A 23,354-nucleotide genomic window follows, 5' to 3' on the forward strand; every position below is an offset into this window, starting at 1 on the left:
GCCACAGCTTTATCGAGGTCAATCGGATACTTGCAATTCCGATCCGTCCAACTGCGCACGGGCTCCGTCGGCGCGTCGCGCAGCCCGGTAACGGCCGGGCGACTGACCAATGTGCCGGTGAAACAACTTCGAAAACGCCGCTGCAGTCTCGTAACCGATCCGGTTGGCAATCCGTGCGATCGGTTCGTCGCTGGTTTCCAGCAGGAACGCCGCCTCCGCCATCCGGCGTTCGATCACATAACGTTGCATGGGCTGGCCCACGAGCCTAGTGAAGCGCGCCGAAAATGCCGAGCGGCCGAGCCCGACGCGACGGCCTAGGTCGCTCAGCGTCCAAAGCTGCTCCGGACTTTCGTGAATCAGCTTCAGCGCCGGTCCGATATGGGGGTCAGAAATGGCCCCGATCCAGCCGCCTTGCCCGGGACTGAGAGACGCGATCCAGCTTCGCAGCACCTCGACGAAGAGCACTTCCGTCAGTCGTGAAAGCGCGACGCCTTGGCCAGGACGCTCGAGCGCGGACTCGCTCATCATGCGGCGCAGGATGGCTTCAAGCCAACCACGGTCGGACGTCGGCTTCAGCAAGAGCACGGGTGGAAGCAACTCCAGCACGCTGCCAAACGTCGGCCGCGACACCGTGAAATTGCCGCAGAGCATGGTCGAGAGCGGCTTTGCACGGCTGCCGTGACGAACGAATCCGAGGCGTGGCGACGACCGTTCGATATCCACGATGCGCAAAGGCTCGGCCCGGCGATCCGAATAAAACACATGGGGCTCGCCACGTGTGATGACGACAAAATCGCCCCCGGTGATCTGGATTTCCTCTCCCTGTTCGAGCGCGAGGGTCGCTGAACCTTGGCTGAGATAGTGAAACAGGGCGTAGGGGCGCGCCGGCAACTCAAGATGCCAGGGATGGCCGAGCTCGAAGTGAAAGAGCAGCGTCCCGCCGAGACGAACCCGATCGAGCACCTGGGTGAGTATATCCATCCCCCGAGACTAGAACCGTGGACGATCGGACACAAGACACGGACGATTGGTCCCTATCGTCCGAGAGGTCCACGGAATACGTCATGCCACGGCGGGCCGACCGGACGTGCGGCAACCATTTCGCCAACGGCAGATGGAAGAACCGCGACCTTGCTGGAAACGCCTGTCCATTCCCCCGGACTACTTTCGTCCGACATGCCAACAGGAACAAACAATGCGAACTATTCTCCTCTCAGCCGCCACCGTCCTCCTGGCCGGAACGACGTTGGTCGGAGCCGTACATTCCGCCGAACTGCCCAAGGGGGCAGCGCACAACGTCGTGCTCGTGCACGGCGCCTTCGTAGACCAGACGAGCTGGCAGCCGGTTGCCGATATTCTCACCAAGAAAGGCTACAACGTCACGCTCGTCGAAAATCCACTCACTTCGCTCGCCGCCGACGTCGATGCGACCAAACAGGCGCTCGCGAAGCAAGCCGGCAGGACCGTTCTGGTCGGCCACTCATGGGGCGGCGTGGTGATCACGCAAGCCGGCAACGATCCCAAGGTTTCGGCGCTGGTTTATGTGTCCGCCTTTGCGCCGGAGGTCGGTGAATCCCTGGCGTCGCTGGCAAAGGCCGGTCCGCCGACCGAAGGCGGCAAGGCGATCCACCCCGATGCGAAGGGCAATCTGTACATCGATGCAAAGGTGTTTCCGTCAGCCGTCGCGGCTGACCTTCCTCCGGAGATCGCCGCGCACCTGGCCAACTCGCAGCTTCCGCTGAACCACGTTGCATTCGAAGCCCCGGTCGACGTTGCGGCCTGGCATGACAAGCCGACGTTCTACGTCATCAGCACGAAGGACAAAGTCCTCGCGCCCGAGGCCCAGAAGTCGTTCGCGGCCAGGATCCACGCCCAGACGACGGAAGTCACCGGCAGCCATGCCTCGCTCGTCGTCCATGCGAAGCAGGTCGCTGAGGTGATCGAAAAAGCCGCCCTCACGAGGTGACGGTGCCGCTCCCGGCGCTGTGGCGCCGGGAGCCCGCGCGCTCCCGCTCGACCATTTTAAGCCAGGCATCCGTAGAGTGCTGAAACGTCCTGACGACACTTCAGCTCACGGACGTGAACACCTCCAATCGCGGAACGCAACAAGTGTTGTCATGATGTGAGCGACGCATTGGAATGGACATTCCTGCATGTATAAGGCACTTCTTGTCACCCTCACTGCTGTGGCTCTTACCACCGTGTCTGCCGCGTCTGCTCCCGCCGTCAGCAGAGAGCCGCTGAATGCTGCGACGCTCAGCGCAATCAAATCGAAGTTCGGAAGGCTGATGAAATTGGCAAACAAGCATGATTTCAAGGCTCTGTATCGGATGTTCTGGCAATCGCCCTCGGCCCTTTTGGTGGCCAAGAGCGCGATCCCGTCCGAGGGAAACTGGGCCGGCTTTTGGGGTAACGCGGCGATTGATCAATAGCTGCATGATATCGGTAGTCCGGTCCGGTCGTACTCGAGCCAGATTTTTCGAAGCTCAGGGTTGTCGGCCTGACGCGCGACGTCGCCGAGTCCTATGTGCCGATGACCATCACCGTCTCTTATGCGGGGCAAGATGGAACAGCCAGGCCGTTTCTCATGATCAGCAACTGGCTTCGCGTCGGGAAGGACTGGAGGGTCGCTTCCGAAATCATTCTTCCGGTGCCGGCGGCACCGGCACAAAGAGCTAGCCGCGGAACGCCTCAGTTGTTGTACGGCACTGACCGTCTCGCACTTGGGTCCGTTTTCACGCAGCCGGCTGACTAGCGGCTGGTCGTGCTCATGCCACCGCCCCGCCGCGTGTGCCGATTTGCGGGGGCGATGAAGGGCTCCAAACACCCTTGAGAACGAATGCGCTGGTCTTACTGGATAAACGCGATCGCTGCTCGGACGAAACCAGGCACGATGGCGCTTCACCCCAATCTCACCGCGCTTTGCTGTCTTCCCCAAGGCGGCGCGCGAGCGCCATCAGCACCACGAAGGTCGCAACCCACACCATTCGCGCGCCGTAACGGTCGTGCGGACCGGAGATCACCGCGCAGACGAAAGCGTTGCCGAGCAGCGCCAGCGTCACGGTCGCCGCCAGCAACGTCAGGTCGTCGAGCCGGCGGATCGCGAGCGCATGGGCGAGCAGCGCGAGCAGCCCCAGCATCGAGGCGAGCGCGACGGGCACGTGCAGCCAGTTGATGGTGTCGAAATCGAGAGCCCAGTGCTGCTGGCGCGCCGCCCGCATCGGCGCGGCCTGTGAGGGGATATAGCGCTCGATAATGCCGCGGGTGTGCGGGATCCAGCCATTGGTGCCTTCGCCGGTCGCCACATGGAGCAATTGCCGTCCCAGCGCCCGCAACGCCGCGCCGGCCTGCCAGACAGGATAGTCGGCGAGCGAACCCACGACGATGGTGCCCATCTCGTCGTTCATGCCCTCGAAGCGGCCGAGCGTGTTGAACATGCTCTTGCCCCACAGGAATTCGTCGGCGGTCGCCGGCAATTGGTCGCGATAGGGGCAGAGCTTGAGTGTTTCGCGCGGGCAATGGTCATTGAGATAACGCGCGACGATGCCGTCCTGCATCATGCGACCGAAGGCGACGCCGGTGCCGCCCGGCGTCCAGGCCCATTTGCCCGACAAGGCATGGTTCGCAGACACCAGCATCAGGCCGCCGGCGACGATGGTGAGGCTCGCCTGCGCCAATCCGGCGATCGGAAGCCGGCGCCCCAGCCACGGCCGGATCACCCAGCCGGCGACGCAGAGACCGAGCAGCACGCCGAGCGTGGCGCTGTGGGTCGCGGCGGCAAAGGCGGTGAAAACGAACAGCGAGATCTTTTCGAGCGCCGAGGTCCGCTGCCCACCGATGACCAGCAGGAATAGCGACAGCACCGACAGGCCTGCAAAAATGTCGGTGAGCAGCATGCTCGCAAGCCAGGGCAGCGCAGTCGACAGGATCAGGAGCAGGCTGATCGCGACGAAACGGAACGTCTGCATCATCGAGAGCACGCGCAAGGTGAGCTGCAACAGCCACAGCGTGGTCAGCGACTGGACCGCGAGGTTGATCCAGAACCCTGAACTTTCGCCATAGTGCAGATAGATGCCGAAGACGGTGGAGCGGCTCGGGACGAGATAGCCCTCGTACCAGCGCGCCAGATAGCCTCCGGTATCCCATTGCAACAGCGGATAGCCGTTCCAGAATGCCGGCGCGATCAACAGGAGCGGCAGGGCGATGGCGGCGAGCCGCAGCCAGAGTGAGCCCGCGGCGCCCGCGCGCGCATGATCGGTGGTGATGGTCAAATCCGCTCCGTCCTCACTCGGACCATGCCCGCAATTACCGTTGAGGCGGAATTCACCAATAGTTTGACGCCGCCCGGCTTGAATTTGGCGAAACCCTGACCATTTTGAGCCGACCTTGCCGCCCGGGGTGTCGGAAGAAACTGTTGTGATTCAACGCGTTGGCATGCCCCCGCCGGACAACGCACTGTTCACTCTCAGGCAAGCCCGTCAGGACTTTGTCGCCTAGACTGTGTTATAGAACCAGTGAAACGAGCCAATTCGAAAGAGCAGATCTCATGGCAGTGCATCAGGTCAATCCGGGAGGAAAGCTTGCAACGCTTGATCCGATCTGGGATCGGATCCGCGGCGAAGCGGAGGACATCGTCCATCGCGAGCCGGAGCTTGCGACCTTCATCTATTCGACGGTGCTGCATCACAGCCGCCTGGAAGATGCGGTGATCCATCGAGTCGCCGACCGGCTCGATCATTCCGCGCTGTCGGGCGATCTCGTGCGCCAGACCTATGACGAGGCGCTGCGCGACGATCCCGATCTCGGCAACGCCTTCCGCGCCGATCTCGTCGCCGTCTACGATCGCGACCCCGCGACCTCGCGCTTCATCGATCCCTTGCTCTATTTCAAGGGCTTTCACGCCATCCAGACCCACCGCCTCGCGCATTGGCTCTATCTGAAGGGCCGCAAGGATTTTGCGTATTATCTGCAGAGCCGGGCGTCTGCGGTATTCCAGACCGACATCAATCCCGCCGCGCGCATCGGCCGCGGCATCTTCCTCGACCACGCCACCGGCTTCGTCTGCGGTGAGACTGCGCTGATCGAGGACGACGTCTCGATCCTGCATGGCGTTACGCTCGGCGGCACCGGCAAGGAGAACGAGGACCGCCATCCGAAAATCCGCCACGGCGTCCTGATCGGCGCCGGCGCGAAGATCCTCGGCAACATCGAGATTGGTCATTGCGCGCGCATCGCGGCGGGCTCGGTCGTGGTCAAACCGGTGCCGCACAACGTGACGGTCGCAGGCGTGCCTGCCAAGGTCGTCGGCGAAGCCGGCTGTGCCGAGCCGTCGCGCACCATGGATCAGATGATCAACGCCATGGGACTCTGAGATGGGCCTCTGAGGCGGGCCTTCGAGCTTGTCGGAAGGGGCGGATTTTCCGCCCCTTTCGTCCCAAAAATTCTTTGGCAATTCATGCTGGCGGTTGGTCGCGTCTCGTCCTAAAACCCGCGCCAACCCAGATTTCGATTGGAGACTTGCCGTGGACGTCAAGGAAGTTAGGAAGCTCGACGCGTATTTGAAGCGCGTATTCGGCAATCCCAAGATCCGCGTCGTGCCGCGGCCAAAGAAGGATGATTCCGCCGAGGTCTATATCGGCGAGGAATTCATCGGTGTGCTCTTCGTCGACGACGAGGACGATGATCGCTCGTTCCAATTCCAGATGGCGATCCTCGAGGACGACCTCGTCGACCAGGAATAGTTCGGCGATCGTCTCGCTCAACGGGGCCGCGCGGGCGCGGCTCCATGCCTTTGCTTTCTTGCAAGAACATATTTCTGCAAGGGTGATGTTCAGCTCAGGTCGTGCAGGTCTTTTCCGAGGGGAGGTGTCAGACGAAACGTCGAGAATACGACTTCTAGCCCCGCCCGTTCGGGTGTGCAGGCCATCGGTCCCACAAGGTAGGAGTTTGCTTTAGGAAACGCCGCCAGCCGCATGAGGGGCCAGGATTTGCCGTCGGCCGAAACCTGCAGACGAAGGACACCGTTGGCGATGGTCGCGCGGACCCAGAAGTCGCTGGCATTATGCTCATAGGGTGCTGTCGCCCAGTCTGATTGCCCGTTTGTCAGCACGCTCGCGAGCATAGCGCGGCCATCTGACAATTCGATTCCGGCTTTGACCCAATGATGCGCGTCGAGGCGCACCATGATGCCCGCCTGATCATAGAGCGCCCGGAAATCGCCCTGAACACGCAAATCTGCGGTGAATGCTTCGCCTGTCGGAAAGCCCAGGAAATGTCCGCTATCGCGATTGAAGCCGTAATGGGTTTCGCGCCAGAAATCCGTGGCCTTGTCCGTGAGGATCCGCAGGTCATCACCCTCTGCCGCCCATCGCTGCGGTTCATTTAGCCACACACCGTCACTTCTGCGGAGAATCATGACTAACCTCTGTCGCGGATGCCTGCCGGTTCGGTCCGTGAGTCGGACGAGCACGGCATCGTGCATTGAGATGAAAAGGCAATGTAGCCGAGATTGCTTCGCTTCGCTCGCAAGGACGAGCAACAGCTTCACCGCCGCCCCATCCTGACACCATACGCGCGAAGCTGACTTCGAAAAATACGAAGCATTACAGGAGCTTGGCTACTGTGCATGGGGTTGTTTTCGCAGTTTTTGTTTTGGAGGCGCAGGTCGCGCGGTCGCGTTCAGCCCTTCGGGCCGCGCAGCTGCGCCGTCAGTTTCTCCATCGCTTCCGCCGTATCGCGCCACTGCGACAGCCAGCTGCGCGGAAAGCGGAAGGTGAGGTCGGCGCCGCCGACGCGGCGTTCGGCGAGGCACATGCCGGGCGTCGCACCATCGCGCGTGCAGCGCGCGGTCAGCGCGGGACTTGCGGCAGAATAGAGATCCTCGGTGCCGTAAGGCGTGTCAGCGCGGAATATCCGCATCGTCAGCCCGTCCTGAGGCATTGCCGCGGCCTGGTCGAGATAGCGTGGATAAATCGTGGCGGTGCGCTGCTCGGGCGAGAGCGCATCGCGATGCGCGGCGATCGACAGGAAGATGCGGTCGATCGGCTGCATCGCCGCATCCACGCTATCGGCGGTGACGTGCTTCGGCGCGCCCGGCGGCTCCAGCGAAGGATACAGGAAGTCGAGATCGATCCGCTCCTGCGGTCCGGAGTGGCGCTGGATCTTCATGCGGATCGCGTTGGTCGGCAGGTTGAACAGCGTGCCGCCGACGCTCACCGGCAGCTTGTCTGGGGCGTTCGCGCCGCTCGGCCCCCAGGTCGGCCACAACAAATAGGCGACGAGCGCGACGGCGCACACCGCGGCAATGCCGCCGAGCACGATCGGGACGACGTGGGCCCGGGTGCGCACCCGGGGAGATTGAGGGGAAATTGCCGAAAACACCGTCATGAGCCGCGCGAATGAGCCGGAAGTCGGCCGATGGCCGACGAATCAGCGGCGAATATGCCACGTGGTGGCGATTTCGCGGAGCGTTGGCCGGCTGCAGGGAAGGGAGAGAGGCCTGCGTGGAACGGCTGGCGGCGTTAACCTTCCCTTAAGGATAATGTAGCGTTAACCGGCACTCTTTGTCACAGGAAGGTACCTCGCGTTGCGTAAGGGCGGACTGTTCCGATGACACCTGAAGCTCTCAACACATTCTTCTCGATCGGCATTGGTTTCGCGCTCGCGGGAGCGCTCGTGAGCGGATACCAGACGGTCGCACAGCGGCCGGCCGGCTTCGGTCTGTTGCAGGACGGCGTGGCGCCGAAGACCTTCGCGGCGGTTCCGTTCCTGGTGTTCGCGGCGCCTTTCATCATCATGCGCAATACTCTGCGCGGCAGGCAGGTGGAGAGCCGCCGCGTCGAATTCGTGATGATGGCGACCGTCATCGCCGGCTTCTGGAGCATGATGAGCGGCACCTTCTTCCTGATGACGCTCCGCGCGGCCGGCGTTCTGGTCTGATGCGCGCGCTATAGGGCTGCCTGCGCGGCGGCCCTTTGCGTCAAGGCCGCCGTTTCGCTATGGCTGGGGTTGACGCGACAGGAGACCCTCATGGCGATCTACGAGCTCGACGGGCAGGCGCCCGACCTTCCCGCCGACGGCAACTACTTCATCGCGGAGACCGCTACCGTGATCGGCCGCGTGCGCCTGAAGCCGGGCGCGAGCGTCTGGTTCGGCGCGGTGCTGCGCGGCGACAATGAGTGGATCGAGATCGGCGAGGGCGCCAACGTGCAGGACGGCTCGACCTGCCACACCGATCCCGGTTTTCCGCTTCAGATCGGCAGGAACTGTACAGTCGGGCATAACGTCATCCTGCACGGCTGCACCATCGAGGAGGGCGCACTCGTCGGCATGGGCTCAATCGTGATGAACGGCGCCAGGATCGGGCGCAACAGCATCGTCGGCGCCGGCTCCGTCATCACCGAGGGCAAGGAGTTTCCCGAACGGTCCCTGATCATCGGCTCGCCGGCGCGGGTGATCCGCATGCTCGACGATGCTCAGGTGCAGAAGATGGGGAGTGCTGCGAAGTTCTACGTCGCCAATGGACCGCGCTTCACAAAGGGCCTCAAGCGGATCGGGTGAACTCAGCTTCCTTCGGACTCGCGCGCTTCTATTGCGCTTGCGACCTTCTCGTGCCCCGCGGACCATAGGGCATGCTCATCGCTACCGTCCTGGTACGGATTGGCTTCCGCCGGAATGTTTTTACGCGCCGCGCGTTCGCCTTCTGCAAAAGCATCGCGATCGTTCATCGTGACTGCGCCTTTCTGTTTGCGGAGCAGAAGATCAGCTTGCGCGTGATCGTGCCCGCCTTCCCGGTTTCAAGCTGATGCGACGGCATTTGTTCCGGAACCGGTCCTTGCTGCGGCGGTTGATCGGCGAAGGAGAATTTCAATGGCCAGATTGCCTATAGCCCGTTCAATCAAGACCGTGATCGTGATCTTCGCCCTTGCCGCGGTGCCGGCCGCATCGTTCGCGCAAGCCACCGGCGGCTCCACAGGATCGGCCGGAGGTGTCGCCAATTCTCCGGCTCCCGCGCCAGGCACCAACAGTCTGGGGACCGCCCAATCGTCCGGTGCGAATGCACCCGGCGTCACCACTGGGACCGGCGCAGGTGGGTCCACCGACGCCGCCGTCAACGCCGAGAACCGGCTGCTCGACAAGAAGCTCAAGAGCATCTGTCGCGGCTGCTGACGCTCGCGGGGAAGTGAGACAGTGAGGCTGTCAGGAACGCCTCAAGCCGATTAGCTTGGTCCTGCTTTGGAGCGTGGAGGGTATCCACGCAGAGGATCGAGTGATGTTACGGAAGATGATGTTGACGGCGCTGGCGGTGGTGGCGGTTGGGTCGTCGATGCCGCAGGCGGCACAAGCGGGCGGTCACGGCGGCTGGGGTCATGGCGGCGGTGGCTGGGGCCATGGTGGCGGCTGGGGTCATGGCGGCCACTGGCATGGCGGTGGCTTCTGGCCAGGCGTCGCCATCGGTGCCGGTATCGCCGGCGCAGGTTACTACGGCGGGTATTACGGCTACGGCCAACCGTATTACGGCAATCCATATTACTATGGTACCGGATACGATGATGGCGGTTATGGCGGCTGCTACGTTGTGCGGAAGCGCGTCATGACGCCAGCGGGCTGGCGCATCCGCCCCGTGGATGTCTGCGAATAGGCGGCGGTACCCGTCAAAAAACAAGGCCGTTGACGCAATATACCGTCAACGACCTTGCCAGCCCCGGACATTGAAATCGGCTCACGCCATCCGGTAACGGCGAGCATCGCTTGGAATCACACGGGCGAATGTGATCCAGTTCACAAGTCCAAAAATTTAAGGGTGGCGGCGCCGGCTGCTCAGCCGCGCGAGCGCTTGCGTGCACTGGCATGGACACGATGCCGTGCAGGTTTCCTGCGGGTAACTGAGGGAGTCTCCGCCTCGCTCGCCCGGGCGCTGGCAAAGGATTGCCGCAGGCCATCGATGGACTCGTTGAGTGTCGTGACCTGCTCGGACAGACGCTTGGTGTCGGCCTGCTGGAATGCGAGCAAGCGCTTCACACTCTGGAGCTGGTCTTGCACGACCTGGAGCTGGTCAATCGATTCCTGCTGGGTTGCCTCCAGCCCCTTGGTCTTCTCGACCAGCTGCTCGGATGCCTGTGCGGTGCGAGCCTGCAGCTGCCGTGACGCCACCACCCGGTCGGTCTCAGGGGCCGCACCGGTATAGGCACGCCAGATCGCGATCGAGGTCACCCCCGCGATTAGGAGCAGGAGCGCGGCGGCGGTCAGCGCGATAGGCTGGGCGCCAAGGCGAAGGAGGGGATGGGACCGCGTGTCCTCTGCGAGATCGATCATCGCTGACAAAACCCAAATTGAAACTTGGTGAGTGGCGAAGACCGGCAACCTGAGGTTACCGGGGCGTCCCGAAAGCGTTACGTGTCGGCAAGGAATGGGACCAAAAAGAGGCTAAGAGCAAAAAAACCAACAATCAGGATGCCTTAGGGCATCCGTGCCCCCGTCAGAGGCAGAGATCAGGGGTGAAACAGCGAAAACGGACCGGAATAGGTCTTCGAGCGCGGCGCCGCGTAGGGCCCGAGCCGGGAGGTCTTCAGTCCCAGTCGCACCAGTGATTCTGCCAAGGTCACCGCGGCGGCGACGCCGTCGATCACGGGCAGGCTGTGCGTGGCGGCGAGTTCATTGGCGAGATCGGCCATGCCGGCGCAACCGAGCACGATGGCCTCTGCGCGATCGTCGCGGATCGCGGCCGTGATTTCCGTAGAGATTTTTGCGAGCGCATCGGTGTTGCGCTCCTCGAGCGCGAGCACCGGCACCTCGGCGGCGCGGACGCGCGCGCAGCGTTCGGCGAGGCCGTATTTCCGCAAATTATGCTCGATCGGCACGATGGAGACACCGAGCGTCGTCACCACGGCGAAGCGCGCGGCAATCAGGCTCGCCATGTGGAAGCCGGCCTCGCCAATGCCGATCACTGGTGCCCTTGCCGCAGCGCGCGCGGCGTCGAGGCCGGTGTCGTCGAAGCAGGCGATGACATGCGCATCCGCGCCGTCGCGGTCGGCCTCGCGGATGCAGCCGAGCATGCCCGGCACCGCGAACGCCTCGTCGTAAAATCCCTCGATCGAGACCGGGCCCATCGTGGGCTGGCGCGCATCGATCACGGTGTCGGGCAGGGCGACCGCGCGCGCGGCAGCGGCGATCTTCACCGTCATGGACGCAGTGGTGTTGGGATTGACGACGTGAAGCCGCATCGGATCAGACAAGCCCCTTCTCAGACAAGCCCTTTGCCGGCGTCCGAGCCTTTGGCCGCCTGTCGCTTGTTGAGCATGTGGATGGTGCCAAGCGCAAGCGCGATCACCGTGAACGAGACGGCCGAGATCACGGTGCCGAGCGCATAGATGTCGGGGTTCGTCACGGTGGTGGTGAGGCCCTGGAGATCGAGAGGCAGCGTGTTCACCGCCCCGATCGCCTGGCTGGAACGCGCGAGTTCGTCCCAGGACAGTGTGAAGCCGAACAGTCCAATGCCGATCACGGAGGGCAGGATGATCGGCAGCACGACATGACGGAACGCCTGCCACGGTGTCGCACCGAGATCGCGCGCGGCTTCCTCGAGCCTGGGATCGAAGCGATTGAAGATCGCGAACATGATGAGAAGGCCGAACGGCAGCGTCCAGGTCAGATGTGCACCGAGGCCCGAGGTGAGCAGACCCATCGAGGTCTCGAAACTCTCGTTCCAATGCGCCTTGATCAGATCGTCGATGATGCGGAATTCAAGCGAGATGCCGAGCGAGGTGATGATCGAGGGCACGATGAGGCTCGCGATCGCGGAGTAGAACAGGATGCTTTGCGCCTTGAACTTGCGGCGAAACGCCATGCCCGCTGCGACCGACAGCACGACGGTGACGATCATCACGATAATGCCAAGCAGCAGCGAACGGCGGAAGGCGGCGCCGAGATCGACGATGCCGGTGCCCTGGAACAATTTTGCGATCCAGAAAGTCGATACACCGTTCATCGGGAAGGTGAGGCCGCCCTGCGGTCCCTGGAACGACAGCACATAGATCGCGATCATCGGGCCGTAGAGGAACAGCGTGTAGGCCGCGAAGAAGATCGCGAGCACGTAGAAAGAGCGCGGGCGTCCTTCCTTCATGCTCTAGAGCTCCTTCTTGATGTCGACGATACGCGACATCATGGTGATGATCAGGAACGTGATGACGAGCAGGATCACGGCATTGGCCGCTGCTGCCGGGAATTGCAGCGCATTCACCCGCGTCTCGATGATCTTGCCGGCGGCCGCGATCTGCTGCCCGCCCATCACGCCGATGGTGATGAAGTCGCCCATCACGATGGTGATGACGAAGATCGAGCCGATCACGATGCCGGGTTTTGCCAGGGGAATGATGACGTTGACGAGCGTCTGGAAACCGGTCGCCCCGGCGTCATAGGCGGCCTCGATCAGCGATTTGTCGATGCGAACCATTGAGTTGAAGATCGGCACCACCATGAAGAAGGTGAAGAGGTGCACCAGCGCCAGCACCACGGAGAATTCGGAGAACAGCAGCCATTCAACGGGATGGTTGATCAGCCCCGTCTTCACCAAGCCTGAGTTGACAAGGCCATTGCGCCCGAGCAGCGGAATCCAGGCGATCATGCGGATCACGTTGGAGGTCCAGAACGGGATCGTGCAGAGCAGCGACAGTCCCATCTGCCAAGTTTTCGACTTGACGTGAAAGGCGAGGAAGTAGGCGGCCCAGAAGCCGATGAAGAGTGTGATGACCCACACGAGGAAACAAAGCTTTAGCGTCTTCAGATAAGTCTTGGCGATCGTGCAGAGATCGGGGAGCTGCGCGATGCAGCCCTCGAACGTGTCGGTGTAGCCGCGGCCCGAGAAGGCCGGCAGCAACTGGTATTCGTTGTAGTCCCAGAACGAGACGATGACGACGAAGACGAGCGGGATCAGGAAGAAGGCGAGGAACACCAGCATCATCGGCCCGGCCTGGAGCCAGGAGATGAAGGAGGGTGACAGCCGCGCCGCTTTGCTGCGGCGCGCCGTCTCCGATCCCCGGACCAGGTCCGGAGATGCCTGTTGCAAAATGTCCTCCGACGTGTCCATCAGATTACGCCGCGATGAACTCGTTCCACTTGCGGACCATGTAGTCGTTCTCGTCCATCACGGCGTTCCAGCACGCGACGCCGCCCATGCGGTCCTCGTAGGAGCCGCCGTCGCGCACGGCGCCAGCCTTCTCGAGCAGCGAGCCATCGGGCGCCTTGATGTCCTTCTCGGCCGCCTTGCCTTCCATCCAATAGGCCCACTCGTAAGGCTCCATATGCGCCTTCGCGGTGGAGAGCACGGCCGAGTAGTAGCCCTGGCGGTTGAGATAGGCGCCGGCATAGCCGGACAGGAACCAGTTGACGAACTCGTAGGCCCATTCGAGCTTCGCACCCGAGACGCCCTTGGAGACGCAGAAGCCGGAGGCCCAGGAGCGATAGCCTTCCTTGAGCGGCTGGAAGGTGCAGGCAATCCCCATCGAGCGGACCTTCGTCACCGCCGGCGACCACATCGACTGGATCACGGTCTCGCCCGAGGCCATCAGGTTGACGCTCTCGTTGAAGTCTTTCCAGAAGGCGCGGAACTGGCCCGCCTTCTTGGCCTCGGTCATCACCTTCATGGTGAGATCGATCTCTTCCTTGGTCATGTTGCCCTTGTCGGCATATTTGTACTTGCCGGTGGCTTCCACGACCATCGCGGCATCCATGATGCCGATCGAGGGGATGTTGAGGATCGAGGCCTTGCCCTTGAACTCGGGGTTGAGCAGCTCGGCCCACGAGCTGATCGGACGCTTGATGATATCGGGGCGAATGCCGAGCGTGTCGGCGTTGTAGACGGTCGGGATCAGCGTGACGAACTCGGTGGCAGACGTCGCGAACTTCTTGGAGTCCTTGCCTTCGAGATAGAGCACCTTCCAGGGTGCGGTGCCCTGGCCGCCGATCTTCTTGCCGCCGGGCGTGACGCCCTTGGTGAAGACCGGCGTGATGTTGTCGAATTCCTTGATCTTCCTCGCGTCGAGGGCAAGGATGTTGCCCGACGGCACGATCTTCTTTAGCGCGAAATATTCGGTGTCCAGCACGTCGAAGGAATTCGGCTGGGTCATCACGCGCTTGGTGACGTCGTCGGTGGTCGCGGTGATATATTCGATCTTGATGCCGGTGTCCTTCAGGCACTGCTTGGAGATTTCGTCACCCTCGTTCACTGCGGTGCCGAGATAGCGCAGCACCTTCGGCTCGGCCGACATTACATAGGGAAAGCCTGTGATGGCGCCGGAGCCCGCGGCAAGTCCGGCGAGACCCGCGGTGCTCTTCAGTAGCGTGCGGCGGCTAAGGCCCTTCTTCCTGGTCGTTTCGGTCATATCAGTCACTCCTCTGTTGCGCATTCCGGTGATTGATCGGCGCTATTGCAGACGTTGCGCCTTGGCGGGATCCCAGATGGCCAGCACGCGATCGCCCGGCCGGAACTGGTGGACGTCGAAGGCGGCCTCGGGAAGGTGGGAAAACAGGGCGGTCCCGTCGTCGAGCGTGAGCGAGACGGCGATGTAGGAGCCCTGGTACTCGGTCTGGGTCAGCAGCGCGGGCGCGCCGAAGGCGCCGTCAGTGAACGGCGCGATGCCGAGCTGATCGGCGCGCACGGCGATGAGTTTGCCTGCGTCGCTGAGGACGTTGTGACCGCCGATGAAGCGCGCCACGAATTCGGTGCGGGGGTGATGGAAGATGTCGCGGGCGCTTCCCTGCTGTTCGATCCTGCCCTGGTTCATCACCACGATGTGGTCGGCCAGCGCCATCGCCTCTTCCTGGCCGTGCGTGACCTGAACGAAGCTGATGCCGAGTTCGCGCTGTAGCCGCTTCAATTCGCCGCGCATCCTTACCCGCAGGAACGGATCGAGTGCCGAGAGCGGCTCGTCGAGCAACAGGATCTGCGGCTCGGTGATCAGCGCGCGGGCGAGTGCGACGCGCTGCTGCTGGCCGCCGGACAGCTGTGCGGGGAGGCGGGCCGCATAGGGCGTCATCGCCACCAGCTCGAGCAACTCGCCGGCGCGCTTGTGCCGCGTCGCCCGGTCGATGCCGCGCATTTTCAGGGCAAACGCCACGTTGTCGAGCACGGTGAGGTGCGGAAACAGCGCGTAGGACTGGAACATCATCGCCGTGCCGCGCTTGGCGGGTTCGAGATCCGTGACGTTCTGCGGACCCAGGATGATGTCGCCTTCGCTGACGGCCTCGTGGCCGGCGATCATGCGCAAGGTCGAGGTCTTGCCGCAGCCGGAGGGGCCGAGCAGGCAACAATAGGTGCCGGCCGGGATCTTCAAATTGACGGTGTCGACCGCCAGCGTCGTGTCGTAGCGCTTGGTGACGGCGACCAGTTCGAGGGCGGCGGGAGTGGCCATGGCGTGTCCGGGGCGAGGGCGATGCTGCGCCTCTCTCCGCAAGGTCCATGCCAATCGCGCTTGAATCGTTCTCGGCCGGCCGAATTCCAAAACAGTGCAGCGGAGTCAGATCGTTAGATCGAATCCCACGGGCTTGGGCGGTTCGCTGCCTTCGCAGTTGCGTGCACACAAAACAGGCGCGGATTGTATAAAGTTTCGCCTGTGATTGGATACAGCTGGTCGATTAGGATTCAACGCCCTCGTCGACGATCGAGTCCTCCCCCCCATGGCCGTCAAGTCCCGACCGAAATCCGACGCGCCAGATGCGAGCGATCGCGTCAGCCGCATCCGGGAAGGTGTGACTGCGGCGATCCTCGAGCATCGCCTGTTGCCCGGCACGAAACTCGGCGAGGACGAGATCGGCGAGATCTACGGAGCAAGCCGAACGCTGGTTCGCACCGCGCTGCAACAGCTCGCGCATGAAGGCATCGTCAACATCGAGAAGAACCGCGGCGCCTTCGTCGCGCGGCCGACGCCTGCGGACGCCCGCGAAGTGTTCGAGGCGCGCCGCCTGATCGAGCCGACAATCGTCGATCACGCCGTTGACGCGGTGTCGCCGGCCTGGATCGGGCGTCTCCAGCGGCATCTTGCCGAGGAGCGCGAGGCGGAGCTGCGTGGCGATGCGCGTGCTTCGGTCCGCCTCTCCGGCGACTTCCATCGACTCGTCGCCGAGATGAGTGGCCACAGCATCTATCTTGGTTTTCTCAAGGAGCTGATCGCGCGCTCCTCGCTGATCATCCTGCTCTACCGCCGGCACGACACGCCGGCCTGCGGCACCGATCATCACGCCGGAATCGTCTCCGCGATCCGCAAATGCGACAGGGAGGCCGCGCGCGCGCAGATGTTGTCGCATCTGAACGAGATCGAGGCCGAGCTGTTCCTGAAGGATCCCGCCGCCGACGAGTTGCGGCTCGCGGACGTGCTCGGGGTCTGACCTCCAGGAGGTGTCCGCACCCGGCTGGGCGCGGCGACGGCTATTGCGGCTCCAACCCGAGAGTCTTGATCGACTCGAGCCAGACCGGCCCTTCCTTTTCGTAGAGCGCAATCGAGGATGCGCGATCCATGGCCGGCTGGTCGACGCCGAAGGCATCGAGCAGCTTCTGCACGCGCTCCGTCTTGCCGCCTTCGACCATCAGCTTGGCGAGCATGTCGATCCGGTCTGCCGGTATCGCAGCGGGCGCCACCAGCGCGGTAAAACTGATGAGCTGGAAGACATTGCCCGTGACCCCTTGCTCAGCAAATGTCCTGGTCTCGGGCAGCTTCTTCATGCGCACCGGTGTCGGCACGGCAATCGGGCGGCCGATGCCGGTATCGAGCACCGGCAGCGCGGCCTGATAGCTGCCGACCGCCGCCTGGATCACCCCGGCGGCCAAATCCTGCCACATCGGCGCTTCGCCGCGGTAATGCACGATGGAAATGTCGAGACCGAATTGCCGGTTAAGCTCGGCGATCGCAATATGCGCGAACGAGCCGATGCCGTACGAGCCGGCCGTGACCTTGTTGCCACGTGCGTACGCGACGAACTCTTCGATCGTCTTTGCATTGGTGGCGGAATGGACCACCAACGGCAGATGCCCCGAAGGCGTCATCGCGACGATCGTGAAATCCTTGTCCGGATCATAGGCCAGCGATTTCAACAACAGCCGGTTACCGAGCAAGGTGGACGAGATCGTGTACATCAGCGTGTAGCCGTCGGCCGGGGAATCCTTCACCGACTGTGCCGCCAGCGCACCGCTGGCTCCGGTTTTGTTTTCGACAATGACCGGCTGGCCGAGCTTCTGCGAGATATAGTCGCCATAGGCGCGGGCGAAGGCATCGGTGATGCCGCCTGCCGGCGTGGAGACGACGATCTTGATTGCCCGGGTCGGCCACGCTTCGGCCCAAGCCGTTTCAGGGGCGGCCATCGTCAGGCATGCAATCGCGGCAGCCCAAATTCTCGCGGATGTCCGCACTTCGGCCTCCCCTTTTCCCTGTGTCATTGGGCAGCCGGCAGCCACCGCAACGAGGTTTCACACGGGCAAGGAGGATGGTCAAGAAATCAAAATATCGTTTCACTGTGTGAAATGGTCATCGCCGACCTGCAGGAGAACCCGGCGCAGCAAGCTTGGCACCGAGCGCCTCGGCAAGTGCGGAAGCGACCTTCTTCATCGGAGGTACGAAGCGCTGCACACCGTCCTCCAGACCGACCGCCTCGCGAAGCATCATCACGTTCATGCTGCCGAACAGGCGATTCCGCAAAACGACGGGTACGCCGATCGCCCACACTGCGCCCCCGAAGACGCGGCGGCTGTAGGTCTCGTCCATGACTGCGAACCCCGCGCTACGGATCGTGCGCAGCACTTTGGCAAGTCTGCCGGGATTGCGCGCCAGATCGTTCCAGGGCTCCGGACCAAGGGCCAGCCGTGCGGCAATGCGCTCCTGCTCGGCGGGTTCGCAGAAGGCGAGATAGGCGCGTCCCATCGAGGTGCCGAGGACGGGAAAGCGAAAACCCGGCGGGCGGCTGAACAGCAGCGATCCATCGACGCGCGTCGTGTGGGCGATGACCATGGACTCCTGATCGAGCACCGCGATGTCTGACGGCCAATGGATCTGCTTGCGGAATTTGTTCAGGATGGGTTCGGCGATGCCGCCAATCCAAGTCGGCTCATCATAGCCTGCGCTGAGCAGCAGCGCCCGTCCCGTCGGCGCGTAGCTGGCCGGCTCGGTACGACGTACCACATAACCTTCATGCTCCAGCGTCTCGAGCATGCGGACGATCGTTGACTTGTTCAGCCCCGTCGCCTTGTGCAGCGAGCCGACGGTCGACTGCCGTTCCTGATTGATCACCCGAAGGACTTCGAGGCCCCTGGACAACGCGATGACGGGACGGAACGACGTCATGCCAACTCCTTGTGATTGCCTGTACCGCTAGCCGATGAAGCAACATCCGGAGGGACAGGGCAGCGCGCTCGACGCCATCGCCACCGATTGCGGGAAGGTTGGCATGAGTCAAGCTCGCTGACGCGTTCATCTCGGTTTCGAGAAGGGCGGGATTCGCAGTCAATTCGATCGCTTGCTGTGCCCAGCGGCAATTTAGTTCCTGTGGTCAAGCTGGATTGTGCGCTCCCAGCCTCGTGTGGACGGTAGGGCGCTGCGACGTCACGTGACTATTCCTCGCGAGCCACACCGGCTATAGGATGGCGCTCTGTCATCGAACTGTCATGTTACCGTAAATGCTGAAGTCAGACGCAACGCCGGTTCGCAAGGCTCCGAGCGCGCGGGATGGAAATCCTGTTGCAAGGGAAAACAAGAGAACGCAAGTCGTTGCTGGCTTCTTCAGGCAGCGTGAGCCGGCCGAACTCGTCGCGGAACCTGTGATCGATCAGACGCCATTGCAAGACGCGGAACGGTCAACGGAACCACTGCGGTCGAGCGCTGCCGCGCATGGTGCCGGTGAGATCGAGCTCAAGCTTTTCGTCGATGCCGATCGCATGGCGCATTTCAAGGCCGCGCCTGTGATCGCGATGAACGCGCGCAACAAGGGCGCGCGCAAACATCTCAAGTCCGTCTATTACGACACGCCGGAGCGGACGTTGCGTCGCCACGGCTTGAGCTTGCGCGTTCGTCAGAGCGGCGCGCGCTTCGTGCAGACCGTGAAGACCGATGCGGTGGACGATCCGCTCCGCCGTGGTGAGTGGGAGATGAGGGTACCGTCGCTTGCGCCCGATCTCGGTTTGGCAATGCCGTTCATTCCCGAGAAGCTTCGCGGCAACCTGGAAGCGCAGCCGCTCGAATCGGTCTTCACCGCCGATGTCCATCGCCATGCGCGGCCGATCGAACTGCCGTCAGGCACGGTCGAGATCGCCTTCGACCAGGGTGAGTTGACGGCCGGCGACCGTTCACTGCCGGTGAGCGAGATCGAGCTGGAGCTCAAGAGCGGCAGCGCGAGCGCGGTCTACGAGATCGCGCTGCGGCTCGCGGAGCACGGCGACGTAAAGCCGTCCATTCGCTCCAAATCGGCACGCGGCTTCGATCTTGCCGCCGACAAGCCACCCTCGGCGCGGCGTCCGCGAAAACTTCGTCTCGATCCGTCGGTGACATTGGACGAGGCGTTCGCGACAATCCTGCGTTCCTGCTTCCTCCATTTGCTTCAGTCGCTGCCGGCGGCCGAGGATGGCCGCAATCCGGAAGGAATCCATCAGCTGCGCGTCTCGCTGCGCCGGCTTCGATCGGCGTTGGATCTGATGGGGTCGGTCGGCGCGCTCAGCAATCTCGATGCGCTGCGGTTGGAAGCCAGATGGCTGGCGCAAGAGCTCTCCGCCGCGCGCGACTGGGATGTGTTCCGGCTCGATACCTTGCCGAAGATCGCAACAGCCTGTCCGTCGGTCGCGGGCTTCGATGCACTGGGCCTGGCTGCGGCCGGGCGCCAGTCCGACGCCTATCGCAAGGCGCATGGCGCCCTCGAAGATCGCCGCTGCGCCATGTTCCTGCTCGGCCTCGGCAACTGGATCGAGGCGCGCGGCTGGCGCAACGACGTCGCCACCGAGGATCTCGGCCAGCTCGCCGAACCCGCGGCCGACTTCGCGGCACGCATCCTATCGGCGCAATACGCCAAGGTGCTCAAGCGCGGCCGCCGCTTCAAGTCGCTTTCCGCCGAACAGTTGCACCGCCTGCGGCTCGCGACCAAGCGGCTGCGCTATCTCAGCGAGTTTCTGCTGCCGCTGTTCGCAGACCGCAAATCCACGCGAAAATTCTCGCGAAGGCTCGCCGGCTTGCAGGAGCAGCTTGGCGCCGTCAACGACATGGCGGTTACGGCATCATTGCTGGACGGGCTTGATGCCGAGCCCGACGGCACCATCGCCGCGGCGGCGATCGCAGGCTGGCAGGCGCGCGCGTCGATCGGGGTGCAACCCGTCCTGCAAAGCACATGGCGCGATTTCACCGTCGCGCGCGTGCCCTGGTCGCGGCAGGCGCCGCAGAACTAAGCGAAGTACACCCTAAAAAAGTTGCGGCCAGCCATTGGGGGATGGCTGGCCGCGCGCGAACCGGTCTGGGACGGGGAGGGGTGGGGATGTGACCGGGTCGCGTATCTCTTTCGTTTGTCTCTACTGATCCCTTGCGCTGGCGGTGGAGACCGCCGGCTTGGTGTCGCCGAGCGAGACCCAGACATTGGGATCGCTCTGCGACTGGCGCTTGACGAAGCGGTAGCCGGTCTCCGTCCAGGCAACGACGTTCTCGTTCTGATTGTCGAGAACGAACTCGCCCTTGTCGGTCTTCACCGTCAGCACCGCGTGTCCTTCGCCCTTCTTGTCGCGCACGACGGTGATGAGCAGGGCCTCGCGCGGCCATCCGGCATCGATCAGCATCTTGCGCTTCAACAGCACGTAGTCCTCGCAGTCGCCGTAACCGTCCGACGGCAGCGACCACTTTTCGATCACGCCCCAGTGCTCCTGGTCGGTCAAAGGCTTGACGGTCTCGTTGACCCAGCGATTGACCTTGACGAGGTCGCGCCATGCAGCCTGCGACATCACGATGTCACGCGGTTGCGTCGGTGCGCCCTGGCACTGAGCGGCATTGTCCGCACAGAACTCGACCCAGCCGATCGGCGCACGCGTGGTGTCGCCGAGGCTTGCGTAGAGCAGACGGCCTTCGCCGGCCTGCGCTGCCGCGCTCATTCCGAAGAGCATGGCGGCGAGCGCCAATCCCTTCCCCTGTCCCCTGAAATCAAACATTGCGGCCCCCGTTTCTTGTTGGGACCACATTGCGCAGGCAGCTTTTGAGTTGCCGCTAAGTCAGTCAAGTCAAGTCGAGACGAATGCAAGTAAAACACGCGGCGAATTCGATCTATACTTGAGTCAAACTTGAATAAAATTCGATATGACTGCAATTGATTCAAATTTTATGGATTAACGCGGAAACGCTGGCGGAACCGTTGTTTGCACGCTCCCGCAGCCTCCGCGTTAACCCGCGCGAGCCTCGACGCCACCCATGAAAAAGGCGGCGTCCGCATCGCGGAGGCCGCCTTCAGTACTGGAAATGCAGTGGTTTTGGTGCCTTCGCGCTTTACCGCGCGGTAACGCTCTCTTCGAGAGTTTCAATTGGCTGGGAATGCATGAACTCGAGCGCGAAGCCATCTTCGAGGTTTCGGACCACGCGGCCCTGCACCCGGCCGAGCAGAACCGTCGATTTCAGCGGGGGGCGGTTCTCCGCGGCGATGGCGGCGCCCGACAGCGAGAGGTCGATGATGCGGCAGGTCATCTTGGTGCCGTCCTCGAGCGTCAGCACCGCGATCGGATTGCGCGGCACGATACGATCGTGGCGGCGGTCTTCCGGCAGATTGAGGATGTCGCGGTTGGCGAGCCAGGTCAGCTGTGCCGCAAGCTTGTCGCGCTTTCGCGGCGTGGCACCGACCGTCATGGCGAAGCCATTGTCGATGATGCGGGTGATCTTGCCCTCGACGCGCCCGATATGGTCGAGATAGGCGACCACGCGGTCGCCGACATTGCCGATGCCGGGGGCCAGCAGTGCCAGCCCGCCCGGCGACATGTTGATCACCTGGCAGGGGAATTCACGGCGGTCCGGCAGCATGTAGCGGCCGAGCAGGTGAACCTTCACCCGCTGGAAACGCCGACGTTCCTCGGCGGCCGGAAGAAATTTTTTGTGCGCCAACGCCATTTTCACAACCCGACCCCCCGCCTGGCGGAGTCCGGGACGACCCTAAGGTGCACAGGGTTAATGCCGCGTTAGGATCGGGCGCGGCGATGACGAACAGACACAATGCGTTCGAAAAGCCACATCAGGGGCGGGCAGGCCAGCACTGTCAGCGCGCCGAGGTCAAGCGCGACCGCGGCCGTGCCGGCCGATTTGGCGAGCCGGCCCGCCACCGCCGGTCCCAGCATCATCGCGGCATAGAAGAGAGTGTAGAACACGCCCATCCCGATCGCCCTGGTTTCCCGCACGAGCACGCGGGCGGTCAGGCTCATGATCGGCCCGGCCGGATGGCCGCCGATCAGGCCGATCAGGACGAGGATCGTGATCACGGCGTCGGACCGGGTCAGCCAGGCCAGCAGCCCGGCCACCACTAGGCTGGCCACGATAGCCAGCACGAACGGCCGCTTGAAGCGATCGGCGAGATAACCGCCTGCCGGCACCGAGATCACCGACAGCCACATCACGAGGCTGATCGCCGATCCCGCCGCGGCAATGCTCCAGCCGCGCTCGGCGAGCAGCGAGGGGCCGAACGAGAAGATCATGGCGAAGCCGACATTATAGAGGCCCCAGATCGCACCCGCGACGATCACCGCCAGAAGCGCGAGCGGATCAAGCCGTCCGGAGCCGGTCGCGCTGGCGGTTGCTCCCGGCGGTGATTGGTAGAACGTGATCAGCACAATGCCGATCGCGGTCAGCGCGCCGGCCACTAGGAACACGGCGCCCGCGCCATAGGCCGTGCCGATCGCCGGCAGCACCAGCAGCGAGATCGCAACGCCGGCCGGCCAGGAGTTGACGAAGATCGCCATCGCGGTGGCGATCTCCTTGCCCGCAAACCAGTCGGTGCCCATTTTGGTGAGCTGCACGGTCAGCAGCACGCCGCCGGCGCCGGAGGCGAGCCGGCCCGCCATCTGCCAGCCCCAGACGTCGGTGGTGGCCATGACGAGACTGCCCGCCGTCATCAGCAGCAGTGCCAGGATCGTGGTCGGCTTGTCGCCAAGCGTCCGGCCAATCGCGCCGCCCGGCAGCGCCAGCACGATGCCCGGTGTGAAATAGAGTCCGATCAGGATGCCGATATCGGCGAGTCCGACGCCGAAGCTCTGCTGCAGCAGCGGCGCGACCGCGGCCACGCTCTGGAACTGGAATGCGATGGTGAGGCGAACGACGAACAGGATCGCAAGTATGCCCCAGCGATTGCGCAACGCTTCATCTCCCCAAACC

The 23,354-nt window shown here is 63.2% G+C and carries 25 protein-coding genes and 1 pseudogene; 11 read left to right on the forward strand and 15 right to left on the reverse strand.

Going from position 1 to position 23,354, the window contains the following annotated elements:
* Window positions 1–18: 18 nt before the first annotated feature.
* On the reverse strand, window positions 19–981 hold the full coding sequence (locus tag RX329_RS16460) for an AraC family transcriptional regulator (RefSeq protein WP_018455327.1): 963 nt from the start codon (window positions 979–981) through the stop codon (window positions 19–21).
* A gap of 214 nt (window positions 982–1,195) precedes the next feature.
* Between RX329_RS16460 and RX329_RS16465 the strand changes: the two genes are divergently transcribed.
* Window positions 1,196–1,966 carry an alpha/beta hydrolase gene (locus tag RX329_RS16465; RefSeq protein WP_317246140.1) on the forward strand — a complete coding sequence of 257 codons (771 nt, stop codon included), beginning with the start codon at window positions 1,196–1,198 and terminating at the stop codon, window positions 1,964–1,966.
* A 187-nt stretch (window positions 1,967–2,153) separates the two neighbouring features.
* A pseudogene (locus tag RX329_RS16470) lies at window positions 2,154–2,755 on the forward strand (hypothetical protein).
* A gap of 157 nt (window positions 2,756–2,912) precedes the next feature.
* On the opposite strand, the gene RX329_RS16475 reads toward RX329_RS16470, so the two are convergent.
* Entirely contained in the window at window positions 2,913–4,271 is a 1,359-nt protein-coding gene (locus RX329_RS16475) for a hypothetical protein (RefSeq protein ID WP_317246141.1), read from the reverse strand.
* Between the two features lie 275 nt (window positions 4,272–4,546).
* Between RX329_RS16475 and cysE the strand changes: the two genes are divergently transcribed.
* Window positions 4,547–5,371: a serine O-acetyltransferase gene (cysE, locus tag RX329_RS16480; protein ID WP_007602549.1), complete on the forward strand. Its 825-nt coding sequence runs from the start codon at window positions 4,547–4,549 to the stop codon at window positions 5,369–5,371.
* A 151-nt stretch (window positions 5,372–5,522) separates the two neighbouring features.
* Complete coding sequence (locus RX329_RS16485) at window positions 5,523–5,741, forward strand: DUF3126 family protein (protein WP_007602550.1); 219 nt, start codon at window positions 5,523–5,525, stop codon at window positions 5,739–5,741.
* Between the two features lie 89 nt (window positions 5,742–5,830).
* Here the strand turns inward: RX329_RS16485 and RX329_RS16490 are convergent, their stop codons facing one another.
* Window positions 5,831–6,415 (reverse strand): DUF1349 domain-containing protein, encoded by a 585-nt coding sequence (locus RX329_RS16490; RefSeq protein ID WP_026232925.1) that lies wholly within the window; start codon window positions 6,413–6,415, stop codon window positions 5,831–5,833.
* 263 nt (window positions 6,416–6,678) lie between these two features.
* Window positions 6,679–7,386 (reverse strand): hypothetical protein, encoded by a 708-nt coding sequence (locus RX329_RS16495; RefSeq protein ID WP_085351113.1) that lies wholly within the window; start codon window positions 7,384–7,386, stop codon window positions 6,679–6,681.
* A 222-nt stretch (window positions 7,387–7,608) separates the two neighbouring features.
* On the opposite strand from RX329_RS16495, the gene RX329_RS16500 reads away from it, so the two are divergent.
* From RX329_RS16500 to RX329_RS16520, 5 genes are all read left to right on the forward strand, one after another.
* Window positions 7,609–7,938, forward strand: coding sequence for a DUF6949 family protein (locus tag RX329_RS16500; RefSeq protein WP_007602553.1), 330 nt, complete (start codon window positions 7,609–7,611; stop codon window positions 7,936–7,938).
* A gap of 90 nt (window positions 7,939–8,028) precedes the next feature.
* Window positions 8,029–8,559 (forward strand): gamma carbonic anhydrase family protein, encoded by a 531-nt coding sequence (locus RX329_RS16505; protein ID WP_317246142.1) that lies wholly within the window; start codon window positions 8,029–8,031, stop codon window positions 8,557–8,559.
* A 71-nt stretch (window positions 8,560–8,630) separates the two neighbouring features.
* Window positions 8,631–8,804 carry a hypothetical protein gene (locus RX329_RS16510; RefSeq protein ID WP_018455333.1) on the forward strand — a complete coding sequence of 58 codons (174 nt, stop codon included), beginning with the start codon at window positions 8,631–8,633 and terminating at the stop codon, window positions 8,802–8,804.
* Between the two features lie 64 nt (window positions 8,805–8,868).
* Complete coding sequence (locus RX329_RS16515; protein ID WP_026232927.1) at window positions 8,869–9,168, forward strand: hypothetical protein; 300 nt, start codon at window positions 8,869–8,871, stop codon at window positions 9,166–9,168.
* Window positions 9,169–9,271: 103 nt separating this feature from the next.
* Entirely contained in the window at window positions 9,272–9,640 is a 369-nt protein-coding gene (locus tag RX329_RS16520) for a hypothetical protein (protein WP_085351115.1), read from the forward strand.
* Window positions 9,641–9,819: 179 nt separating this feature from the next.
* Here RX329_RS16520 and RX329_RS16525 read toward each other — a convergent pair whose 3' ends face one another.
* The 6 genes from RX329_RS16525 to RX329_RS16550 form a co-directional block, all read right to left on the reverse strand.
* Complete coding sequence (locus tag RX329_RS16525; RefSeq protein WP_085351116.1) at window positions 9,820–10,314, reverse strand: hypothetical protein; 495 nt, start codon at window positions 10,312–10,314, stop codon at window positions 9,820–9,822.
* 176 nt (window positions 10,315–10,490) lie between these two features.
* On the reverse strand, window positions 10,491–11,222 hold the full coding sequence (locus RX329_RS16530) for an aspartate/glutamate racemase family protein (RefSeq protein ID WP_085351117.1): 732 nt from the start codon (window positions 11,220–11,222) through the stop codon (window positions 10,491–10,493).
* A gap of 20 nt (window positions 11,223–11,242) precedes the next feature.
* Window positions 11,243–12,121, reverse strand: coding sequence for an ABC transporter permease (locus RX329_RS16535; protein WP_085351118.1), 879 nt, complete (start codon window positions 12,119–12,121; stop codon window positions 11,243–11,245).
* A 3-nt stretch (window positions 12,122–12,124) separates the two neighbouring features.
* On the reverse strand, window positions 12,125–13,084 hold the full coding sequence (locus RX329_RS16540; protein WP_317246143.1) for an ABC transporter permease: 960 nt from the start codon (window positions 13,082–13,084) through the stop codon (window positions 12,125–12,127).
* Between the two features lie 4 nt (window positions 13,085–13,088).
* A complete protein-coding gene (locus RX329_RS16545) occupies window positions 13,089–14,378 on the reverse strand; it encodes a PotD/PotF family extracellular solute-binding protein (protein ID WP_007602563.1) in 1,290 nt (429 codons plus the stop codon).
* A gap of 42 nt (window positions 14,379–14,420) precedes the next feature.
* Entirely contained in the window at window positions 14,421–15,407 is a 987-nt protein-coding gene (locus RX329_RS16550) for an ABC transporter ATP-binding protein (protein ID WP_018455340.1), read from the reverse strand.
* Window positions 15,408–15,672: 265 nt separating this feature from the next.
* On the opposite strand from RX329_RS16550, the gene RX329_RS16555 reads away from it, so the two are divergent.
* Window positions 15,673–16,380: a GntR family transcriptional regulator gene (locus tag RX329_RS16555; RefSeq protein WP_085351121.1), complete on the forward strand. Its 708-nt coding sequence runs from the start codon at window positions 15,673–15,675 to the stop codon at window positions 16,378–16,380.
* A 40-nt stretch (window positions 16,381–16,420) separates the two neighbouring features.
* On the opposite strand, the gene RX329_RS16560 is transcribed toward RX329_RS16555, so the two are convergent.
* Complete coding sequence (locus tag RX329_RS16560; RefSeq protein ID WP_018455342.1) at window positions 16,421–17,350, reverse strand: Bug family tripartite tricarboxylate transporter substrate binding protein; 930 nt, start codon at window positions 17,348–17,350, stop codon at window positions 16,421–16,423.
* A 163-nt stretch (window positions 17,351–17,513) separates the two neighbouring features.
* Window positions 17,514–18,326, reverse strand: coding sequence for a helix-turn-helix domain-containing protein (locus RX329_RS16565; protein WP_085351122.1), 813 nt, complete (start codon window positions 18,324–18,326; stop codon window positions 17,514–17,516).
* Window positions 18,327–18,916: 590 nt separating this feature from the next.
* Here RX329_RS16565 and RX329_RS16570 point away from each other — a divergent pair.
* The gene (locus RX329_RS16570) at window positions 18,917–20,410 is read left to right on the forward strand and encodes a CHAD domain-containing protein (protein WP_410706303.1); all 1,494 of its coding nucleotides are present in this window, start codon (window positions 18,917–18,919) and stop codon (window positions 20,408–20,410) included.
* Between the two features lie 120 nt (window positions 20,411–20,530).
* Here the strand turns inward: RX329_RS16570 and RX329_RS16575 are convergent, their stop codons facing one another.
* From RX329_RS16575 to RX329_RS16585, 3 genes are all read right to left on the reverse strand, one after another.
* Window positions 20,531–21,157, reverse strand: a complete 627-nt coding sequence (locus tag RX329_RS16575; protein WP_026232931.1) for a transglutaminase-like cysteine peptidase — start codon at window positions 21,155–21,157, stop codon at window positions 20,531–20,533.
* 331 nt (window positions 21,158–21,488) lie between these two features.
* Entirely contained in the window at window positions 21,489–22,100 is a 612-nt protein-coding gene (locus RX329_RS16580; RefSeq protein WP_007602573.1) for a PilZ domain-containing protein, read from the reverse strand.
* Window positions 22,101–22,168: 68 nt separating this feature from the next.
* Window positions 22,169–23,335 carry a CynX/NimT family MFS transporter gene (locus RX329_RS16585; RefSeq protein WP_317246144.1) on the reverse strand — a complete coding sequence of 389 codons (1,167 nt, stop codon included), beginning with the start codon at window positions 23,333–23,335 and terminating at the stop codon, window positions 22,169–22,171.
* Window positions 23,336–23,354: the final 19 nt, after the last annotated feature.

It is taken from the genome of Bradyrhizobium sp. BWC-3-1, assembly GCF_032917965.1.
GTDB lineage: Bacteria > Pseudomonadota > Alphaproteobacteria > Rhizobiales > Xanthobacteraceae > Bradyrhizobium > Bradyrhizobium canariense_D.

Coding starts and splice junctions, on each gene's coding strand:
- RX329_RS16525 (WP_085351116.1), bottom strand. CDS start 10,314: ATGATCGATCTCGCAGAGGACACGCGGTCCCATCCCCTCCTTCGCCTT.
- cysE (WP_007602549.1), top strand. CDS start 4,547: ATGGCAGTGCATCAGGTCAATCCGGGAGGAAAGCTTGCAACGCTTGAT.
- RX329_RS16505 (WP_317246142.1), top strand. CDS start 8,029: ATGGCGATCTACGAGCTCGACGGGCAGGCGCCCGACCTTCCCGCCGAC.
- RX329_RS16570 (WP_410706303.1), top strand. CDS start 18,917: ATGGCGCATTTCAAGGCCGCGCCTGTGATCGCGATGAACGCGCGCAAC.
- RX329_RS16555 (WP_085351121.1), top strand. CDS start 15,673: ATGGCCGTCAAGTCCCGACCGAAATCCGACGCGCCAGATGCGAGCGAT.
- RX329_RS16530 (WP_085351117.1), bottom strand. CDS start 11,222: ATGCGGCTTCACGTCGTCAATCCCAACACCACTGCGTCCATGACGGTG.
- RX329_RS16510 (WP_018455333.1), top strand. CDS start 8,631: ATGCTCATCGCTACCGTCCTGGTACGGATTGGCTTCCGCCGGAATGTT.
- RX329_RS16500 (WP_007602553.1), top strand. CDS start 7,609: ATGACACCTGAAGCTCTCAACACATTCTTCTCGATCGGCATTGGTTTC.
- RX329_RS16565 (WP_085351122.1), bottom strand. CDS start 18,326: ATGACGTCGTTCCGTCCCGTCATCGCGTTGTCCAGGGGCCTCGAAGTC.
- RX329_RS16545 (WP_007602563.1), bottom strand. CDS start 14,378: ATGACCGAAACGACCAGGAAGAAGGGCCTTAGCCGCCGCACGCTACTG.
- RX329_RS16535 (WP_085351118.1), bottom strand. CDS start 12,121: ATGAAGGAAGGACGCCCGCGCTCTTTCTACGTGCTCGCGATCTTCTTC.
- RX329_RS16490 (WP_026232925.1), bottom strand. CDS start 6,415: ATGATTCTCCGCAGAAGTGACGGTGTGTGGCTAAATGAACCGCAGCGA.
- RX329_RS16580 (WP_007602573.1), bottom strand. CDS start 22,100: ATGGCGTTGGCGCACAAAAAATTTCTTCCGGCCGCCGAGGAACGTCGG.
- RX329_RS16515 (WP_026232927.1), top strand. CDS start 8,869: ATGGCCAGATTGCCTATAGCCCGTTCAATCAAGACCGTGATCGTGATC.
- RX329_RS16540 (WP_317246143.1), bottom strand. CDS start 13,084: ATGGACACGTCGGAGGACATTTTGCAACAGGCATCTCCGGACCTGGTC.
- RX329_RS16495 (WP_085351113.1), bottom strand. CDS start 7,386: ATGACGGTGTTTTCGGCAATTTCCCCTCAATCTCCCCGGGTGCGCACC.
- RX329_RS16550 (WP_018455340.1), bottom strand. CDS start 15,407: ATGGCCACTCCCGCCGCCCTCGAACTGGTCGCCGTCACCAAGCGCTAC.
- RX329_RS16520 (WP_085351115.1), top strand. CDS start 9,272: ATGTTACGGAAGATGATGTTGACGGCGCTGGCGGTGGTGGCGGTTGGG.
- RX329_RS16460 (WP_018455327.1), bottom strand. CDS start 981: ATGGATATACTCACCCAGGTGCTCGATCGGGTTCGTCTCGGCGGGACG.
- RX329_RS16465 (WP_317246140.1), top strand. CDS start 1,196: ATGCGAACTATTCTCCTCTCAGCCGCCACCGTCCTCCTGGCCGGAACG.
- RX329_RS16575 (WP_026232931.1), bottom strand. CDS start 21,157: ATGTTTGATTTCAGGGGACAGGGGAAGGGATTGGCGCTCGCCGCCATG.
- RX329_RS16560 (WP_018455342.1), bottom strand. CDS start 17,350: ATGGCCGCCCCTGAAACGGCTTGGGCCGAAGCGTGGCCGACCCGGGCA.